The organism is Lutibacter sp. (assembly GCF_041562875.1).
Taxonomy (GTDB): Bacteria; Bacteroidota; Bacteroidia; order Flavobacteriales; family Flavobacteriaceae; genus Lutibacter.
This window is the reverse complement of sequence record NZ_JBFFOE010000054.1, coordinates 1-18,076: the sequence shown is the minus strand read 5'-3', so window position 1 is coordinate 18,076 and position 18,076 is coordinate 1. Positions and strand designations below refer to the sequence as shown.

The window sequence follows — 18,076 nt, the reverse complement described above, 5'->3', positions numbered from 1 at the left end:
TGCCGAAGTTCACATTGTTTATCAATTAGTTAAACTATTTTGACAGGCTCATATAGATTTGTATTAAGGAATTTTTAATTAAACATTAGTTTGTTTTTCTATTTCAAATGTATATTTTAATCTAAATCAGTCAGTTAACTTGTACCCGATTAACAAATGTTTAATCCAAACAACCTAACTTTACTATTATAAAAAAATAATTAATTTTATTTATAAATTATAATTTATTGATTTTTATATTGTTACATTTTAAAATATCATTGAGATTACTCTTAAATATTAAATTCTATGAACTTAAATTATGTTAAAGTGTAATTTATTACACTCTCAAGTTAAAATTAAAATGATAAATTTGTGAAGTAAGTTTAACTTAATAATTAATATAAAATTATGCATAAAGTATTTTTTAGTATTCTATTTTCATTCACATTTGCTGGGCTAGTTGCTCAAAATGTTATGACACCTGAAATGTTGGTTCAACTGAATAAAGTTTCAGTAAAAGGATTAACAAAAGATGGAAATCACCTTATTTATAGTGTTTCAAATTTCAATATTGAAACAAATAGCAAAACATCAACCACCTACCAAATCCCAATTACAGGAGGTGAAGCACAAATAATTACAGACTATAGTTCTTTATTAACAGACAGCAGTATTTCTCCTGATGGAAACTATCAAATTACAACAGCTGATGTAAAACTAAAAAAAGTTACAGGCCAAGATTATTATAATGATGTTGCAAATTCAAACGTAAAAATTTACGACGAGCTTAATTATCGTCATTGGGATACTTGGGAAGATGGAGCTTTTAGTCACGTTATGTATGCCGAAGTCAAAAAAGACAGTAAACCTGTTGATATTATGGCTGAAGAACCTTTTGATTGTCCACAAAAACCATTTGGTGGCTCAGAAGATTATTTATGGAGTCCTGACAGTAAAAGTATTTTATATGTAGCTAAAAAATTAAGCGGCGCTGCATATGCTATTAGTACTAATTCTGATATTTATGAATACAATCTTGAATCAAAAACCACTACTAATTTAACTGCTGAAAACAAAGGTTATGATACTAACCCTTCATTTTCATCAAAAGGACAGTTAGCTTGGCTACAAATGAGAAGAGATGGGTATGAATCTGATAAAAATGATATTATTGTAAAAATTAATGGTGAATCTATTAATTTAACAGCAGCTTGGGATGGAACTGTTAGCAGTTTTACTTGGCAAGATAAGGGTGAGAAAATTTATTTTATTGCTCCAGTTTTAGGAACCGTTCAATTATTTGAAATTGATATTCCTTCATCTTCAAAAAAAACAAACACACTAAAACAAATTACCAACGGGCAATTTGATGTTAGCAGTATTGTAGGACAAACAAAAAACGTTGCTGTTGTTAGCCGTAGAGATATGAATCATGCATCTGAACTTTATTCTGTTAATTTAACTAACGGAGAAATGTCACAATTAACATTTGCGAATGATGCTACTTACAACTCTATTGAATTAGGAAATGTTGAAAAAAGAATGATTAAAACTACCGATGGAAAAGAGATGTTAACTTGGGTTATTTATCCTCCAAACTTTGATCCTTCAAAAAAATATCCAACATTATTATATTGCCAAGGTGGTCCACAAGGAGCTTTAAGTCAGTTTTATTCTTTCCGATGGAACTTTCAATTAATGGCTGCAAATGGTTATATTATTGTTGCTCCAAACAGAAGAGGAATGCCTGGTTATGGGGTTGAATGGAATGAGCAAATTAGTAAAGATTATGGTGGACAAAATATGCAAGATTACTTATCTGCTATTGATGAATTAGCCAAAGAACCATATGTTGATAATAATAGATTAGGAGCTATTGGAGCGAGTTATGGTGGTTATTCTGTGTTTTATTTAGCGGCCATTCACGAAGGAAGATTTAAAAGTTTTATTTCTCACGATGGTATTTACGATTGGAGAAGTATGTACGGAACTACTGAAGAATTATTTTTTGTGAATTTTGATTTAGGTGGTGCTTATTGGGATAAAAATAATGCAGCTGCTCAGAAATCTTATACCGAATTTAATCCTGCTGAAAAAGTAGGACAATGGGATACTCCAATTTTAATTATTCAAGGAGGAATAGATTATAGAGTACCAATTGGACAAGGATTAGCAGCATTTCAAGCAGCACAATTACAAGGTATTAAAAGTAAGTTGTTATTTTTCCCTGAAGAAAATCATTGGGTTTTAGACAACCAAAATAGTTTGGTTTGGCAACGAGAATTTTACAAATGGTTAAAAGAAACCTTGTAATTTTATTATAAAAAATTAAATTATAAAAAGGGTAGTGAACTAATTTCACTACCCTTTTTTATTAAAAAAAGTAAAGGTATTTCACCTCAACTAGTATTTAAAATACAGTTTAGTTTGCATCAAACATTTTTCAATCATTCTAATTGCTGTATCAATAGTTGCTTTTTTAGTTCTAATTGAAAGAATTGCCATTCGTATTACAAATTTTCCTTTAATTTTAGTGGTGCTTAAAAACACATCCCCATTTGTATGAATAAATTCTACTAACTTTTCATTAAACTTGTTTTCATCAATTTCTGTTGAAGCATACCAAAAGTAACTAATGGTTAAATCTGGCTCAGGGCCTAGCTCAAAACCCAATTCTTTTAATTGATCTCTAAAATATGTAGTCAGCAATAATTTTTCATTGAAACTAGCAATAAAAGGCTCTATTCCGTGAATTTGTAGTGGTAACCAAAGTCTTAATCCTCTAAAATGTTTCGTTAATTCAGGAGAAACATCAGAAGGGTTTATTTGCATATTTGCTTCATTCGCATCTTGCATATAATCGGCAGTATAGTGATGAGAATGAAATACAGCTTCTTTATCTTTTATCAAAACAGCTCCAATTCCATACGGTAAAAATAGTCCCTTATGTGGATCAACAACCAAAGAATCAGCCATTTCTATTCCTTTAAAAAGGTGTTTTTTATTTTCTGCCAACATAAAAAAACCACCATAAGCTGCATCAATATGATACCATAAATTATGATTCTTCGCTATTTCACCTATTTCCTCTAAAGGATCAATAGCTCCTGTATCAGTAGTTCCAGCAGAAGCAATTATCATAAAAGGATTCAAACCATTAGTTATATCTTCTTTAATTTTTTTAGCTAGTTTAACTGTATCTATCTTGTAAAATGCATCCAATTCTAATAATTGAACTTTCACGTCTTCCAAACCAATAATCCGCAGGGCTTTATGAATGCAATGATGTGCTTGTGGACTTAAATAAAGAACACTTTTTGTGATTTTTTCATTCTTAATTTGATGTTTATCTCTGGCGGCAGTTAAAGCAATTAAATTTGCTATTGAACCACCTGATGTTAAATTTCCAATTGCATCTTTTGGAAAACCAAAAATAGATTTCATCCAATTTAGTGTCTCATTTTCAATAGCAACCGCACCAGGTGAGGCATAATACATTCCTGCATATTCATTGGTAACACTTGCTAAAAAATCGGCTAATGCAGCTGTATAAATACCTCCACCAGGAACATAACCCAAATGTTTTCCAGAAGCTGGTTTTATTCCTTTTAAAATAACTTCTGAATTAAAATCAGCTAATAATTCTTTTAAATCTTTTTTATCAGGTTTAATGGTTAGCTTTTCAATTGAAGGTTCTCCTTTAACATATGCTGGATAACTGTCTAAGTTTTCCATAAATTGATTGGCAAACTCAATAACTTGTTTATTCAGTTTTTTTCTTTCTTCAAAAGTAGGTTCCAATTCTTGTGAAACTTTTTCTAAAACTTCAATTTTACGAATCAATTCTTTCATCCCTATAATTTTATTCTAAATCGTATTCATAAAAAAAGCATAATTTTCTACCACAAATGATGGACTTCCTTTTTTATGTATTTATTATAAATGGCATTTACTTTTTCTATATCACTTTCTAAAAGTGGCGTTGCAGAAAAGGTATCTAAATTTGACAGCAGTTGGGAAACGCTTGAAGCTCCCGGAATAATGCAACTTACCTCCTCAAAAGCCAAAATCCACTGCAATGCTTTATGAACCAAGCTTTGATCCTTAAAAATTTCTTTCAATTCTTCTACTGCTTTTAAACCTAACTCAAAATCAATTCCTGAAAAAGTTTCGCCCTTATCAAAAATAGCGCCTTCTCTATTAAAATTTCTATGATCGTCATTTGAAAAAGTAGAGGTTTTATTAAACTTACCAGTTAACAAACCACTTGCTAAAGGAACACGCGCAATAATACCCACATTTTTAGCCTTAGCTTCTTTAAAAAACAATTCACTTGGTCGCTGACGAAACATATTAAAAATTATCTGCACTGTACTTACTCTGGGATATTCTATAGCTTTTAAGGCTTCTTCAACATTAGCAACGCTTACACCATAGTTTCTAATTTTACCTTCTTCAATAAGTTTATCAAACAACTCAAATATTTCAGGGCGATAATAAACTTCAGTTGGAGGGCAATGTAACTGTATTAAATCTATACGTTCAACTCCAAGATTAGATAAACTATTTTCTACAAATTTTCTTAAAATAGCAACTTGGTAAGCGGAATTTATATGTGGGTCTAAGAATCTACCACATTTAGTTGCTATATAAACATCTTCAGATCGTGAGCGTACAATTTTACCTACAGTTTTTTCACTTAATCCATTGCTATAAACATCAGCAGTATCTATAAAATTAACGCCATTATCAATAGCTGTATTTATAATTTCTTCAGCACTTTTTTGATTAAATTCACTTCCCCATTTACCGCCAACCTGCCAAGTTCCAAGGCTAATTTCTGAAATTTTAAGTCCTGTTTTTCCTAATGTTCTATAATTCATTTCTAAAAAAATTAATTAACTATTATTTTTTTCCTCCAACTACAACTACAAATTCACCTTTTGGTGCTTTTTTTATGAAATGCTGAATAACTTCTGCAATGGAACCTCTTACAGTTTCTTCGTATAATTTGGTTAGTTCTCTTGAGACAGAGATTGGTCTGTCTTCTCCAAAATACTCTCCAAAATTTATTAAGGTTTTTAATAATTTATGAGGAGATTCATAGAAAATCATAGTTCTGGTTTCTTCTGCTAAAAATTGTAAACGTGTTTGGCGTCCTTTTTTTACAGGTAAGAATCCTTCAAAAATAAATTTATCATTTGGCAAACCACTATTAACCAAAGCTGGTACAAAAGCTGTTGCGCCTGGTAAACATTCAATTTCAATACCACTTTCTATACAAGCACGTGTTAATAAAAACCCAGGATCTGATATTGCAGGTGTTCCAGCATCAGAAATTAAAGCTACTGTTTCTCCGTTTTTAATTCGTTCAACAATTCTCTCAACCATTCTATGCTCATTATGCATATGATGACTTTGCATATGTGTTGCAATTTCAAAATGTTTTAATAATTTACCACTTGTACGTGTATCTTCTGCTAAAATTAAATCAACCTCTTTTAGAACTCTGATTGCTCTTAGCGTTATATCTTCTAAATTTCCAATGGGTGTTGGTACTAAATATAATTTTGATTCCAATGCGATAGATTTAATTATTAGCTATGCAAAGTTAATGCTGTTTACTTAAATAAAACAATTTTATTTAAGAGATAAAATTTACCTAATTCCATTTAAATTCACCTTTTTCAATAGACCAATCATTTCCGAAGAAACCAGCACATTTTACTTTTGCATCTCCATCCATAAGCACACTATCATCAAACACTAATACATCTGGAAAGGTAGTCCCATTTACAAGGTAGTGATTCATATATGCTGCTTTCATTCCTGTAAAACCTGTTGCAGTTACAACTCCAATAGATGCAATATCACTATCAGCTCTTGGAACTGTAAAATAGAGTCCCCACTGATTTCCTTGTAACTTTTTATTTCCGATTTGAACAAGTCCATTTTCAACCTGAATAGGACTATTTTTAAGTAATTTCTTCCAAGCTGAATTATTATCTTTATTTCCATAAAGAATTACATTTCTATCAGCATACTTTTTCGGATCAAAATTAACATCCTTTACAATTTCAATAGTTCCATTGGCTCTATACCAAAAAGTTTCAGCATCAAATCTCGCTTTATTATAATACCATTCATTTTCAACTTTAGATCCTTTGGTTGCATAAACAAAAACCATGTTATGCCTAAAAGCATCTTTAAATCCACCATTTCTATGTGGACCTTTTTCTTTTAAAGAAGGTGCCTTTGATAATTTAAACTCTCCTTCTATTTCTTTTATAAATACTTTAGATTTTTCCAATACTTTTAATTCACTTCCATTAATACTAATAGTATTTACATCATCTTTTAACTTGGATAAATCAACTTCAATAGTTGCCACATTCTCAGTTTTTATTGAGAATCCATTATCTTTAGAAAAATTGAATGAACTTACTTCAAAAGGTCTTTGCTGCTGATGAATTGTAATAAAATTAGATGTTGCCGATACACCAGGAGATCCTGTATAAAACTCTAAGTTTTTAATATCATTTGAATTTCTGCGTTCTCGTTCTTTAAAGAAATCGAAAATTCTATACCAATCTAGACTATGGTTTCCGTACCAATGTGTTCCTTCAGGATATTCATAATAGGTGAAATCATTATGAAATGCTCCCAAACGGTTTCTCATATCTCTAGCTATAAATGTTGGAACTACATTGTCCTTTTCACCGTGTAATACATAAACACCATAATGCAAATAATTACGAATTAACTTTAAGGTTCTGCTAGGAGTTCCTGCTCTTTTTATCAATTTTTCAACTTCATTAAGTGTGTAGGGTGTTTTCAAACGTTTCACAACTTCAGGAGTCATTCCTTTTTTCGTCAACTCTTCTTGAGGTAATTCCAATGTTTTTTCTAAAAAACTATCTCTATACAATAACAAATCTGGATAACCTGCACAAGGTGCAATTGAAGCAAAATAATCTGGATAAGTAGCTCCTAAATACCAAGTTCCGTGACCTCCCATTGAATGCCCTGTTAAGTATATTTTTTCTGAATTTGGTTGAAAAATATTTTTTGAATCTGCCAATACTTCCAATGCATCCAATCTACCCCAATCCTCCCAAGCAAAACCAAACGGACGACGATTTGTGGGTGCAACAACATTCCCCCAATCTTTTTGTTGGTAAGCATTTGCTTGATTTACAGCTTCAACAGAAGCTCCGTGAACTGAAAAGAATAAAGCTTGATTTACCGATTCTTTATCTGTTGAAGGCGCAACACTATAGTATTGAACACTTCCATCTATATCACTAATAAATGTTTTTTTATGGTGTTTGAATTTTGTTTTTACCTGAAGCTTTACAGTTTGCATTGAAATAGTATGCTTACTCTTATTTTTTAATTGTAGTTGTAAATCGATATTTCCCTTTTGCGCATCATTATTTACAGAAGCAATAGAAAAAGGAACTTTACGCACACTCATTGGAGCAATAACAGGAACAATTGTCTCCACTTTTTTTCCGCCTAAATCAGAAGTAATGGTATAGTTTTTAACCCAATTATTTGTAGTATTTATAATTCTGATTGCTCCTTTATAATCTTTGGTTTCTTCTACCAAAATATCAGGCATTGTTAGATCCCTTGATGTAAACTGAATTGGTTTTGAAGGTTTTATTAATCTTGCTCTAATTCTAGGAAAACGACCTACTTTCAAAACAAATACATTCAATCCTTTCTTTAGTTTTACAGGAATTAAATTCCATCCAAAATCATAATGATCTCCTTCGTGTGGTAATCCATTAATCAATACCAATGAATGACCCGAAGCCTCAAATAATACTGTTTGCTCAGAACTAGATTTATAAGTTAAATACACATAACTAGATTGTAAGTTTTCATTATTAAAAGTATTTGTTTCATCTGTAATTATCTCCTGCCATTTTAATTCATCTCCCGTACTATTGATATCAAAAACTTCTCCTTTTGATACTTTCAAATTAGAATTCATTAAAAATCTTTTGAATACTGGATCTTTTGGAAATGATGAAGAATTAAATGATAAATTTTGGATTTTTACTGAAAGTCCTGTTTTAAAAACGTGTAATAATTTACCTTCACTTATTTCATTAATTTTTTCTTTCCCAAAATACTCAACAATATTTCCAGTTTTTTGTTGAGAAAATGATGTTACAGAAATAAAAAACAATAAAACTGTAATTGGTATAATTCTAAATTTAAAAAGACTCATCAATAGATTGTGTTATTTATTAAAATATAAATATCCAACAAAATCTATTAGTGCTAAAAAAAAATAGACAAATAACATATTAGCTATGCTAAAGGTATGTTTATCTTAAAAAAGTAAACTATTATTCTTTATACATCTTATCAATTAGTTCTTTATATTTTTGCTGAATCACTTTTCGTTTTAGTTTTAAAGTAGCTGTAATTTCACCTGCTTCAATACTAAATTCTTTAGGTAATAGCGTAAATTTTTTAATTTTTTCAAACTTTGAAAATTCCTTTTGAAGTTCTTCAAAACGCTTTTCAAATAGATCTTTAATTTGATTATGATTGATTAATTCTTCAATATCCTTAAAACCTATTTTATGCTCTATTGCATACTTTTTTATGTTTTCAAAACTAGGAACTGCCAACGCGGTTACATATTTTTGTTGATCGCCAATTACCGCAATTTGCTCAATAAATGCATCGTTAATTAAGGCCATTTCTAATTTTTGAGGAGCTATATATTTACCTCCTGATGTTTTCATTAAATCTTTAATTCTATCTGTAATCACCAAGTTTCCTTCAGCATCCATTTTTCCTGCATCACCTGTGCAAAACCAACCATCTTTAAAAACTTCAGCAGTAGCCTCTGGTTTTTTGTAATAACCTTTCATAACACCAGGTCCTTTTACCATAATTTCCTCATTCTCCCCTATTTTAATTTCAGCGCCATGAATTGTTTTTCCGGCTGAATTAAATTCAAAATGGGTATACCCAAACAAGGAAACGGTAGCTGTAGTTTCGGTTAAACCATAACCACATTTAATATTTAATCCAAAAGAGTGGAAAAAAGAAACCATATCTGCTGCCAAAGGAGCACCACCACAAGGCATAAATTTAATGCGACCGCCAAAAACATCTCTCAATTTGCTAAGTACCAATTTATCTGCAACTTTATGCTTCATTTTTAATGCAAAAGGAACCTTTTTTTCTAATCTTTTATGGTTATTGTAATAATCATTACCAATACCTAAAGCCCAACTCGCTAATTTCATTTTAGTTGGAGAAGCTTCTTTTCTTTTATCTTGAATAGCAGCGAAAATTTTCTCAAAAATACGAGGCACTGTACACATTAAAGTAGGTTTAACTTCTTTTAAAACCTCAGCAATTAACTTAGGGTTTTGGTTGAAATAAACTTCAATTCCTGCGTGTAAACAGAAAAACACCCAACTGCGCTCATAAATATGGCTTAAAGGTAAAAAGCTTAAAGAAGAATCTTTGTCTGAAACTTTTAATTCATAATCGTGTGCCTCCAATGAAGCGGCAAAATTGTTATGATCTAACATTACCCCTTTTGGCTCTCCAGTTGTACCCGAAGTATAAATAATACTCGCTAAATCATTTAATTCACTCTCAAAATATCTTTTTTGAAGTTCCGTTTCAATACTTATAGGGAATTCAACATTCACAAAATCTGCTAAATAAATAGAGTTCTTGTCTTTTTGAATTACAATAGTTGTGTTTACCGCAACAATTAATTTTAAACATTGGTTAGATTTTGCAATTTCAAAAGCTTTATTATATTCTTCCTGACCACCAACAAAGAGTACACTTATTTCTGCATCTTTTACAATATATTCAGCTTCCTTTTTAGAATTGGTTGCATAAATTGGAACGGTTACCGCTCTAATGCTTATTATAGAAATATCTGCAATAATCCATTCTGGCATATTTTCAGCAAAAATACCTACGTTTTCTTGCTCTTTAATTCCAAAATTCAACAACGATTTTGATAAGTTTTTAGTTTGTTTTCCAAGCTCGTTCCAAGAAATTCCAACCCAAGTGTTTCCAATAACTTCTTTATAATAAATCGCGTTTTTTTGTTGGTATTTTAAAACATTGTCTCTGATTTCTAATCCAATTTGTTTCATGCTCATTTGCTATATAGTTTGGAATGTTTCAACAGTTAAATTACTTATCACATTTCCTGTGTGTTTAATTGCTAATGGCTCAAATAACAATACATGAACTTCATTCTCTGCAATTGGTTTATGTTCAACACCTTTTGGAATAATAAAAATTTCGCCCTCGTTTAATTCAATAGTTTTATCTCTAAATTCAATTTTCAAACAACCTTTAATAATTAAAAATAATTCATCTTCGTTGTCATGCGTATGCCAAATAAATTCACCTTTCAATTTAGCTAATAATAATTGTTGTCCGTTCAATTCTCCTATTTTCTTTGGAGTCCAATGTTCGTTAAACAATTTAAACTTGTTTGAAATGTTTATTGGTATCATTTTGCTAAAATACAAAGTTTTTAAATAGAAAAGTGTTGAAAATAGAAGTCTCAATTTTTCAACACTTTTCTATTTTATTTAAACTTAAGGATGAATTTTTTTACCCGTACAATAGGATGTTATTAGGAGTATTAGAAAAATTGTTGGAAATGGATCAAATTCACCAATCATTATATGTGCAAAAAAGGCAAATACAAAATTGAAAAAAAAGCCAGCGTATGCCAATTCTCTTAAAAATTGTTTTTATGATATAAAATTACAATTGAACCCGTAATTTTAGCAATTGATAATGGATAAATGATATACGTTGAATATCCATAGTTTTTAAAATATATGACTAGCGTACCATAAAACACAAAATAGAATATGCCAGTTATTATTAGCGAGCTAAATAAAAAATTGTTAAAATCCAATACGTATTCTTTTGATTCAACATTTATCTAATAATTAGTGAATTAACATTTAACCGTTTAAACAAATTTAACCTTTAATTCGGACTCTAAAAAATACTTATAATTTAATAAATCTAACTACTAATTCATTAAATTTGCACTTTCTAATAAAAATCATACAATGTATAGAACACATTCAAACGGAGAATTACGATTAACAAATATAGGCCAAGAAGTTACTTTAGTAGGCTGGGTGCAAAAAACACGTGATAAAGGATTTATGGTGTGGGTTGATTTACGTGACCGTTACGGAATAACACAATTAATTTTTGATGGAGATCGTACGCCAATTGAAATGGTGGAGAGAGCAAAAATGTTAGGTCGTGAATTTGTAATTCAGGTGAAAGGTGAAGTAATAGAACGTGTTTCAAAAAACAGTAATATGCCAACTGGGGAAGTTGAAATTTTAGTAAAAGAATTAACTATTTTGAACAAATCTTTAGTACCTCCTTTTACTATTGAAGATGAAACCGATGGAGGAGATGAGTTAAGAATGAAATATCGTTATTTAGATATTAGAAGAACTCCAGTAAGAGAAAATTTAATATTTCGTCATAAAGTAGCTATTGAAGTTCGTAAATATTTATCTGACAAAGGTTTTATTGAAATTGAAACACCCGTTTTAATAAAATCTACTCCTGAAGGTGCACGTGATTTTGTAGTACCAAGTCGTATGAATTCCGGTCAGTTTTATGCTTTACCACAATCCCCTCAAACTTTTAAACAATTGTTGATGGTTGGTGGAATGGATAAATATTTTCAAATTGTAAAATGTTTTAGGGATGAAGATTTACGTGCAGACAGACAACCAGAATTCACACAAATAGATTGTGAAATGGCTTTTGTTGAACAAGAAGATATTTTAAATACTTTTGAAGGTTTAACCCGTCATTTATTAAAAGAAATTAACGGTGTTGAAGTTGCTGAATTTCCAAGAATGACTTATGAAGAAGCCATGAAAAAATACGGAAATGATAAGCCCGATATTCGTTTTGGAATGGAATTTGGAGAATTAAATGAGTTTGCAAAACACAAAGATTTTAGCGTTTTTAACAATGCTGAATTAGTAGTTGGTATTGCTGTTCCTGGTGGAAATTCATACACAAGAAAAGAAATTGATAATTTAATTGAATGGATAAAGCGTCCACAAGTTGGTGCTTTAGGAATGGTGTATGTAAAATGTAATGATGATGGTTCTTTTAAATCATCTGTTGATAAGTTTTATGACGAAGCAGACTTAGCTAAATGGGCTAAAATTACAGGTGCAAAGCCAGGTGATTTAATTTGTATATTATCAGGAAATACTGATAAAGTTCGCACACAATTAAGCGCGTTACGTATGGAACTGGCAACACGTTTAGGGTTACGTAAACCAAACGAATTTGCACCGTTATGGGTAATTGATTTTCCATTGTTAGAATGGGATGAAGAAAGTGAACGTTACCACGCAATGCATCATCCGTTTACATCTCCTAAACCAGAAGATATGGCACTTTTAGATACAGATCCAGGAAAAGTACGCGCCAATGCCTATGATATGGTATTAAATGGAAACGAAATTGGTGGTGGTTCTATTCGTATCCATGATAAAGCTACACAAGCTTTAATGTTTGATCACTTAGGCTTTACGCCAGAACAAGCAAAAGAACAATTTGGGTTTCTAATGAATGCTTTTGAATATGGTGCACCTCCACATGGTGGACTAGCATTTGGTTTGGATAGATTGGTTGCTATTTTAGGCGGACAAGAAACCATACGTGATTTTATTGCTTTTCCTAAAAATAACAGCGGTAGAGATGTAATGATTGATGCCCCTTCTAAAATTGATGATACCCAATTAAAAGAATTGAATTTAAAAATTAATTTATAATTAAAGCCTCGATATAAATAATAATCGAGGCTTTTTTATCAAAAAATAGAACTATTGGAAACAAAGAAAGTTCATAAAAAATTAAATGAATTAGCTGCTACAGCAATTTGTGGTAATGATATAAGTTCATCTGTTTTATATGTTTCAGCTTTAGCAATTGCTTTTGCTGGCCAATATGCCTGGATTACATTATTAATAGTGTCAGTTGTCTTATTTTTATTTAGAAAAATTTACGGTGAAGTTGTTGGTGCCTTACCTTTAAACGGTGGTGCTTATAACGCTTTATTAAATACAACTAGTAAAAAAATGGCGTCTTTTGCTGCTACGTTAACCATACTATCGTATATGGCAACGGCAGTAATTTCTGGAAATGAAGCCATTCACTATTTACATCATTTAATTCCTTCCATGCCAATTATAATTTCAACTATTGGTTTATTGCTATTTTTTGCAATACTAACAATTGGAGGAATTACGGAATCTGCAAAAGTTGCTATTGGGATATTTCTATTTCATTTAACATCATTAGTTATTCTAAGTGCATTCATCATCTATTTTTTAGTCCAAAATGGAAGCGGTTTATTTCTACAAAACTGGTATTCTCCTATTGCTGGTGGAAGCATTTCAAATGCCATATTTTTAGGTTTCGCAGCTTCTATGTTAGGTGTATCGGGTTTTGAAAGCTCAGCAAACTTTGTTGAAGAACAGGAAAAAGGAGTTTTTCCAAAGACTTTGAAAAATATGTGGGTAATTGTAAGCGTAATAAACCCTTTAATGGCCATTTTCGCATTGGCTTTATTCACAATTCCAGTGTTACAAAGTGATGGGTTTCAAAACACATTACTGATAGAAATGGGGCATTATGTAGGTGGAAAATGGATTGCAACTTTAATTGCTGTAGATGCTTTTTTAGTATTAAGCGGAGCCGTATTAACAAGTTTTGTAGGTGTTTCAGGATTATTAGAACGTATGACTTTAGATAGAGTTATGCCGCAATTTTTCTTAAAGAAAAACAAAGGCGGAAGTTCCTACAGAATCATCATTATGTTTTTCTTACTATCTGTTTCTGTATTATTAATAACCAATGGAGAAGTGAAATTATTAGCTGGGGTTTATACCATTTCATTTTTATCGGTTATGGCATTATTTGGAATAGGGAATATTTTATTAAAAGTAAAAAGAAAATCGCTTCCTAGACCAGAAACTGCCTCTTGGTTTTCAATTTTAATTGCTATTGGAGCTGTTTTAGTGGCGCTTGCTGGTAATATTTTAGCTGAACCCAAAGACGATTCTCCAAGTAATTTAATAGTGTTTTTAGACTATTTTATTCCGTCGGTAATATTTATAATAATAATGTTAAACAGAACATTATTACTTTCATTTTTATTGAATGCGATTCATACTATTTTTGATCCTGTACGTAAAATGGTTTTTAAAATGGATAAAAATATTTTAGCAACTATCAATCTTATTAATTCTCAAGAGTTTGTATTTTTTACAAAAGGTGATAGAATTGCAACACTTAATAAAGTAATGCTTTATATTATAAAAAATGAACATACCAAAAAAATAAAAATTGTTTTAGCTTTAGATAAGGGTCAAGTAATTCCTGAAAATCTACCTCAAGAAGTTGATTTTTTAGGAAGAGAATATCCTGAAATAGCTATTGAATTTTTGATAGTTGATGGTAAATTTAGTCCTAAGCTAATAAAAGAGCTTTCTGAAAAATGGAAAATTCCAATTAATTTCATGTTTATTGGTTCTCCTACAGATAAATTCCCATATAAAATTGAAGAATTAGGTGGTGTCCGATTAATTATTTAATATCATTTTTCTTCTTAATAATTAGTCTTTACTAAAATAATTTTTAGAATATATAAATCAGCTAATAAAAATTAATAAATTTTTATTAGCTGATTTTCAAAGTATTTGTACTTTTGTTTAAAATCATTCTAAATTAAGTTTGTGGATAATTCAAAGACTTCCGGTATTTTTAATTACGATTTTGAAAAGTTTCAACAAATAAAGAAACCCTTCAAAGAGATGAAAAATGACTGCTGCGAAAAATACAAAAAGAAAAAAGAAAAATATTGTAAAAATTGTCCTGAAAAAATTTCTTAATGCAATATTTTAATACTTTTGCAAATTCTTTTTATAAAAATAAAAATGTCAACAAGTTCAAAAATTTTATTTAGAAAATTTCTAAAATGGAGATACCAAAATATTTCTAATAAACAATTTACAAATATTGCAAGCGCAATTATTGGCTTGTTAGCAGGTCTTGGAGCTGTTGTCTTAAAAAATTTAACTCACTTTATTCAACAATTATTAGAAGGTAAATTTATTAAAGAAATTCATCAAGCATTTTATTTTATATTCCCAATTATAGGCTTGTTAATAGTGCTTCTTATTATAAAATATTTTATAAGAAAAAAAGTAGGTCATGGTATACCTTCAACTTTATATGCTATTTCAAAGCAAAAAGGAATTATGCCAAGTCATCAAATGTGGGCTTCTTTAATTACAGCTCCACTAACGGTGGGTTTTGGGGGATCTGTTGGACTTGAGGGGCCAACTGTTGCCACAGGTGCAGCATTAGGATCTAATTTTGCACGTTTTTTTCATTTAAATCAAACTACTAGAACATTGCTAATTGGTGCCGCAGCAGCAGGTGCAATGTCTTCTATTTTTAAAGCGCCTATTGCTGCTATTGTTTTTGCTGTTGAAATTTTCAGCTTAGAATTAACCTTAGCATCTATGATTCCTTTATTACTAGCTTCTATAACAGCCGTATTAACATCCTATTTCTTTTTTGGTGATGATGTTTTACTTCACTTTAATTTGCAAGATAAATTTCAATTGAATGATGTTTTATTTTATGTACTATTAGGTGTTTCATCAGCAGCTGTTTCAATCTATTTTAGTAAAGTTTATTTTGCAATAGGTGGGTTTTTTAAAAAAATTGAAAATCCCTATAAAAAATTATTAATTGGAGGATTCTCCTTAGGAATTATTGTGTATTTCGTTCCGCCTCTTTTTGGGGAAGGTTATGAAACAATTAATAGTATTTTAAAAGGGAATACCGCAAATGTTATAACATCTAACATATTTCACACAGCTTCGGATAATATTTGGGTGATTGTAACGCTACTTGTTGGTTTAATTTTATTTAAAATAGTTGCTACTTCCTTCACTTTTGGAGCTGGTGGTATTGGTGGTGTTTTTGCTCCAACACTATTTACAGGAAGCGTTACTGGTTATGTTTTTGCAACTATCATAAATTACAGTAATTTATTTAGTCACCAATTATCATTAACAAATTTTGCAATGGTTGGTATGGCAGGTTTAATGGCGGGAATTTTACAAGCTCCACTAACGGCTATATTTTTAATTGCCGAAATTACAGGAGGTTATGAATTATTTGTTCCTTTAATGATTGTTGCTTCCATTTCATTTATTGTAACAAAAAGATTTATTCCACATAATATTTATGCTCATGAATTGGCTAAAAAAGGTGAACTTCTTACGCATAATAAAGACAGAAATGTGCTAATGTTATTAGACTTAGACAAACTTATTGAAACTAATTTTGTTTTATTATATCCTGAAATGACTCTAGGCGATGTTGTAAATACTGCAGTAGTAAAATCGTCCCGTAATCATTTTCCTGTTGTGAGTAAAGAAAATGATTTTCTAGGAATCCTTACTGTTAACGATATAAGAGGAATTATGTTTAATAAAGAATTATATGACACCGTAAAAGTACATTCGTTAATGCACGCAGGGTCAGATATTATTTATTATGAAAAGGATTCTGCTGAAGATATTTTAGATAAATTTAAACGTTGTGGCGCTTGGAATTTAGTAGTACTAAAAAATGGTAAGTACTTCGGGTTTATTTCTAAATCGAGGTTATTAACTGCTTACCGAAGAAAATTAATTGATGTTACTGCTTAGTTTTTATTTATAAAACCAACCACTTTATCAGGGAAATCAGTAAAAACACCATCAATATTTGCTTCATATAAAGCTACGTTTAGTAATTCATCAAAAGTTTCAAAACCACCCAATTGATCGGCTCTAAATGTATATGCATGAACTTTTAAGTTGTTTTTATGCGCATTGATAACTAAATCTGAAATTAACCATTTTCCATTGACACCTTTTCCTTTAATAATTTGTTGAATCCATGGGCCAATTCCATCGGCATATTTAGCAAATTCTTCTAATCTCAATTCTTCTTCTTCAAACTCTATTAGTTGAACCAAAAAAAGTTCACTTTTAAATTCATTTCTAATTCGTTTCAATTCCTTGGCATTAAAACATTGTAAAATACAATGGTCGTTTTTAGTTTTGTAACCATATTCCATAAGAATATTCAACACTATTTTAGAAATATCTTTTCCTTCTTTTTGATGAAATTCAGGTTCTTTTACTTCAGGATAAATTCCAATATTTCTACCTGTACTTTTATTCAATCCTTGAATTAATTCTATTTCATCTTGCAAAGAATGAATCTTAAAATTCGATTTAAACAGTGGAAATCTATTAGGAAAAATAGCTTCATTAGTTGCTGGATCAAACCTTTCTGAGACATTCAATTGTTTTAATTCTTCAAAAGTAAAATCAATTACATAAAATTTTTTATCAGCTCTACTTCTATCAGGAAATTTAATTGCAACATCGGTAACAGTTTCTAAATGAATATCATGAATTACAATTGGTACATTATCTTTACTTAACACAATATCTTGCTCAATAAAATCAACATTCATTCCATACGCCATAGCTTTTGCAGGTAGCGTATGCTCAGGTAAATATCCTGACGCGCCTCTATGTGCTATTACTATTTTTTCACTTTTAGTTGGCATTTCTTTTATTTTAACTTCTTTAGTATTGCAACTCATAAAACATAAAACTAATAGTACTATTAAAAATCTGGACATATTCTAAGTTTAAAAACACTTTAAATATATTACTTTTTGTAATTTTACAGCTATTATTATTAGAATCTATTTATGAAATTTTTGTTAAGTAGTATTTTGTTTTTGGTTATAGGGATGTTAGTTTATGGATTTTATATTAAATCTAACGGTGATACTAATGGTGAAATTATTATTGGCATTAGTGTGTTAACGCTTGCTTTTGTTTTAATGCCTTTATTTATTTACCACAGATACAAAAACAAAAAAATGAGTGATTTTACTTTTGAAAAATTCAGAAAAGACCTTGAAGAAAGAAGTAAATAG

The 18,076-nt window shown here is 30.2% G+C and carries 12 protein-coding genes; 5 read left to right on the top strand and 7 right to left on the bottom strand.

The annotated features are described in order from the left end of the window. Nucleotides 1-390 precede the first annotated feature (390 nt). Nucleotides 391-2,295, top strand: a complete 1,905-nt coding sequence (locus tag ABY863_RS08865; protein WP_372793945.1) for an alpha/beta fold hydrolase — start codon at nucleotides 391-393, stop codon at nucleotides 2,293-2,295. A 90-nt stretch (nucleotides 2,296-2,385) separates the two neighbouring features. On the opposite strand, the gene ABY863_RS08860 is transcribed toward ABY863_RS08865, so the two are convergent. From ABY863_RS08860 to ABY863_RS08835, 6 genes are all read right to left on the bottom strand, one after another. After that, nucleotides 2,386-3,834 (bottom strand): aspartate aminotransferase family protein, encoded by a 1,449-nt coding sequence (locus tag ABY863_RS08860; protein ID WP_372793944.1) that lies wholly within the window; start codon nucleotides 3,832-3,834, stop codon nucleotides 2,386-2,388. Between the two features lie 47 nt (nucleotides 3,835-3,881). Next, entirely contained in the window at nucleotides 3,882-4,865 is a 984-nt protein-coding gene (locus ABY863_RS08855) for an aldo/keto reductase (protein ID WP_372793942.1), read from the bottom strand. Between the two features lie 22 nt (nucleotides 4,866-4,887). Further along, nucleotides 4,888-5,562 carry a 16S rRNA (cytidine(1402)-2'-O)-methyltransferase gene (rsmI, locus tag ABY863_RS08850; protein ID WP_372793940.1) on the bottom strand — a complete coding sequence of 225 codons (675 nt, stop codon included), beginning with the start codon at nucleotides 5,560-5,562 and terminating at the stop codon, nucleotides 4,888-4,890. An 82-nt stretch (nucleotides 5,563-5,644) separates the two neighbouring features. Beyond that, nucleotides 5,645-8,224, bottom strand: coding sequence for an alpha/beta hydrolase (locus ABY863_RS08845; RefSeq protein WP_372793938.1), 2,580 nt, complete (start codon nucleotides 8,222-8,224; stop codon nucleotides 5,645-5,647). 121 nt (nucleotides 8,225-8,345) lie between these two features. Then, the gene (locus ABY863_RS08840) at nucleotides 8,346-10,142 is read right to left on the bottom strand and encodes a long-chain fatty acid--CoA ligase (protein ID WP_372793936.1); all 1,797 of its coding nucleotides are present in this window, start codon (nucleotides 10,140-10,142) and stop codon (nucleotides 8,346-8,348) included. Nucleotides 10,143-10,145: 3 nt separating this feature from the next. Next, entirely contained in the window at nucleotides 10,146-10,505 is a 360-nt protein-coding gene (locus ABY863_RS08835; RefSeq protein WP_372793934.1) for a cupin domain-containing protein, read from the bottom strand. Nucleotides 10,506-11,078: 573 nt separating this feature from the next. On the opposite strand from ABY863_RS08835, the gene aspS reads away from it, so the two are divergent. From aspS to ABY863_RS08820, 3 genes are all read left to right on the top strand, one after another. Continuing rightward, on the top strand, nucleotides 11,079-12,827 hold the full coding sequence (gene aspS / locus ABY863_RS08830) for an aspartate--tRNA ligase (RefSeq protein ID WP_372793932.1): 1,749 nt from the start codon (nucleotides 11,079-11,081) through the stop codon (nucleotides 12,825-12,827). 54 nt (nucleotides 12,828-12,881) lie between these two features. Continuing rightward, entirely contained in the window at nucleotides 12,882-14,651 is a 1,770-nt protein-coding gene (locus ABY863_RS08825) for an APC family permease (protein ID WP_372793930.1), read from the top strand. Between the two features lie 342 nt (nucleotides 14,652-14,993). Continuing rightward, the gene (locus ABY863_RS08820; protein WP_372793928.1) at nucleotides 14,994-16,784 is read left to right on the top strand and encodes a chloride channel protein; all 1,791 of its coding nucleotides are present in this window, start codon (nucleotides 14,994-14,996) and stop codon (nucleotides 16,782-16,784) included. Here ABY863_RS08820 and glpQ read toward each other — a convergent pair. After that, complete coding sequence (glpQ, locus tag ABY863_RS08815; protein ID WP_372793926.1) at nucleotides 16,781-17,773, bottom strand: glycerophosphodiester phosphodiesterase; 993 nt, start codon at nucleotides 17,771-17,773, stop codon at nucleotides 16,781-16,783. The two genes, ABY863_RS08820 and glpQ, sit on opposite strands and share 4 nt — an antisense overlap. A 72-nt stretch (nucleotides 17,774-17,845) precedes the next feature. Between glpQ and ABY863_RS08810 the strand changes: the two genes are divergently transcribed. After that, the gene (locus tag ABY863_RS08810; protein WP_372793924.1) at nucleotides 17,846-18,076 is read left to right on the top strand and encodes a hypothetical protein; all 231 of its coding nucleotides are present in this window, start codon (nucleotides 17,846-17,848) and stop codon (nucleotides 18,074-18,076) included.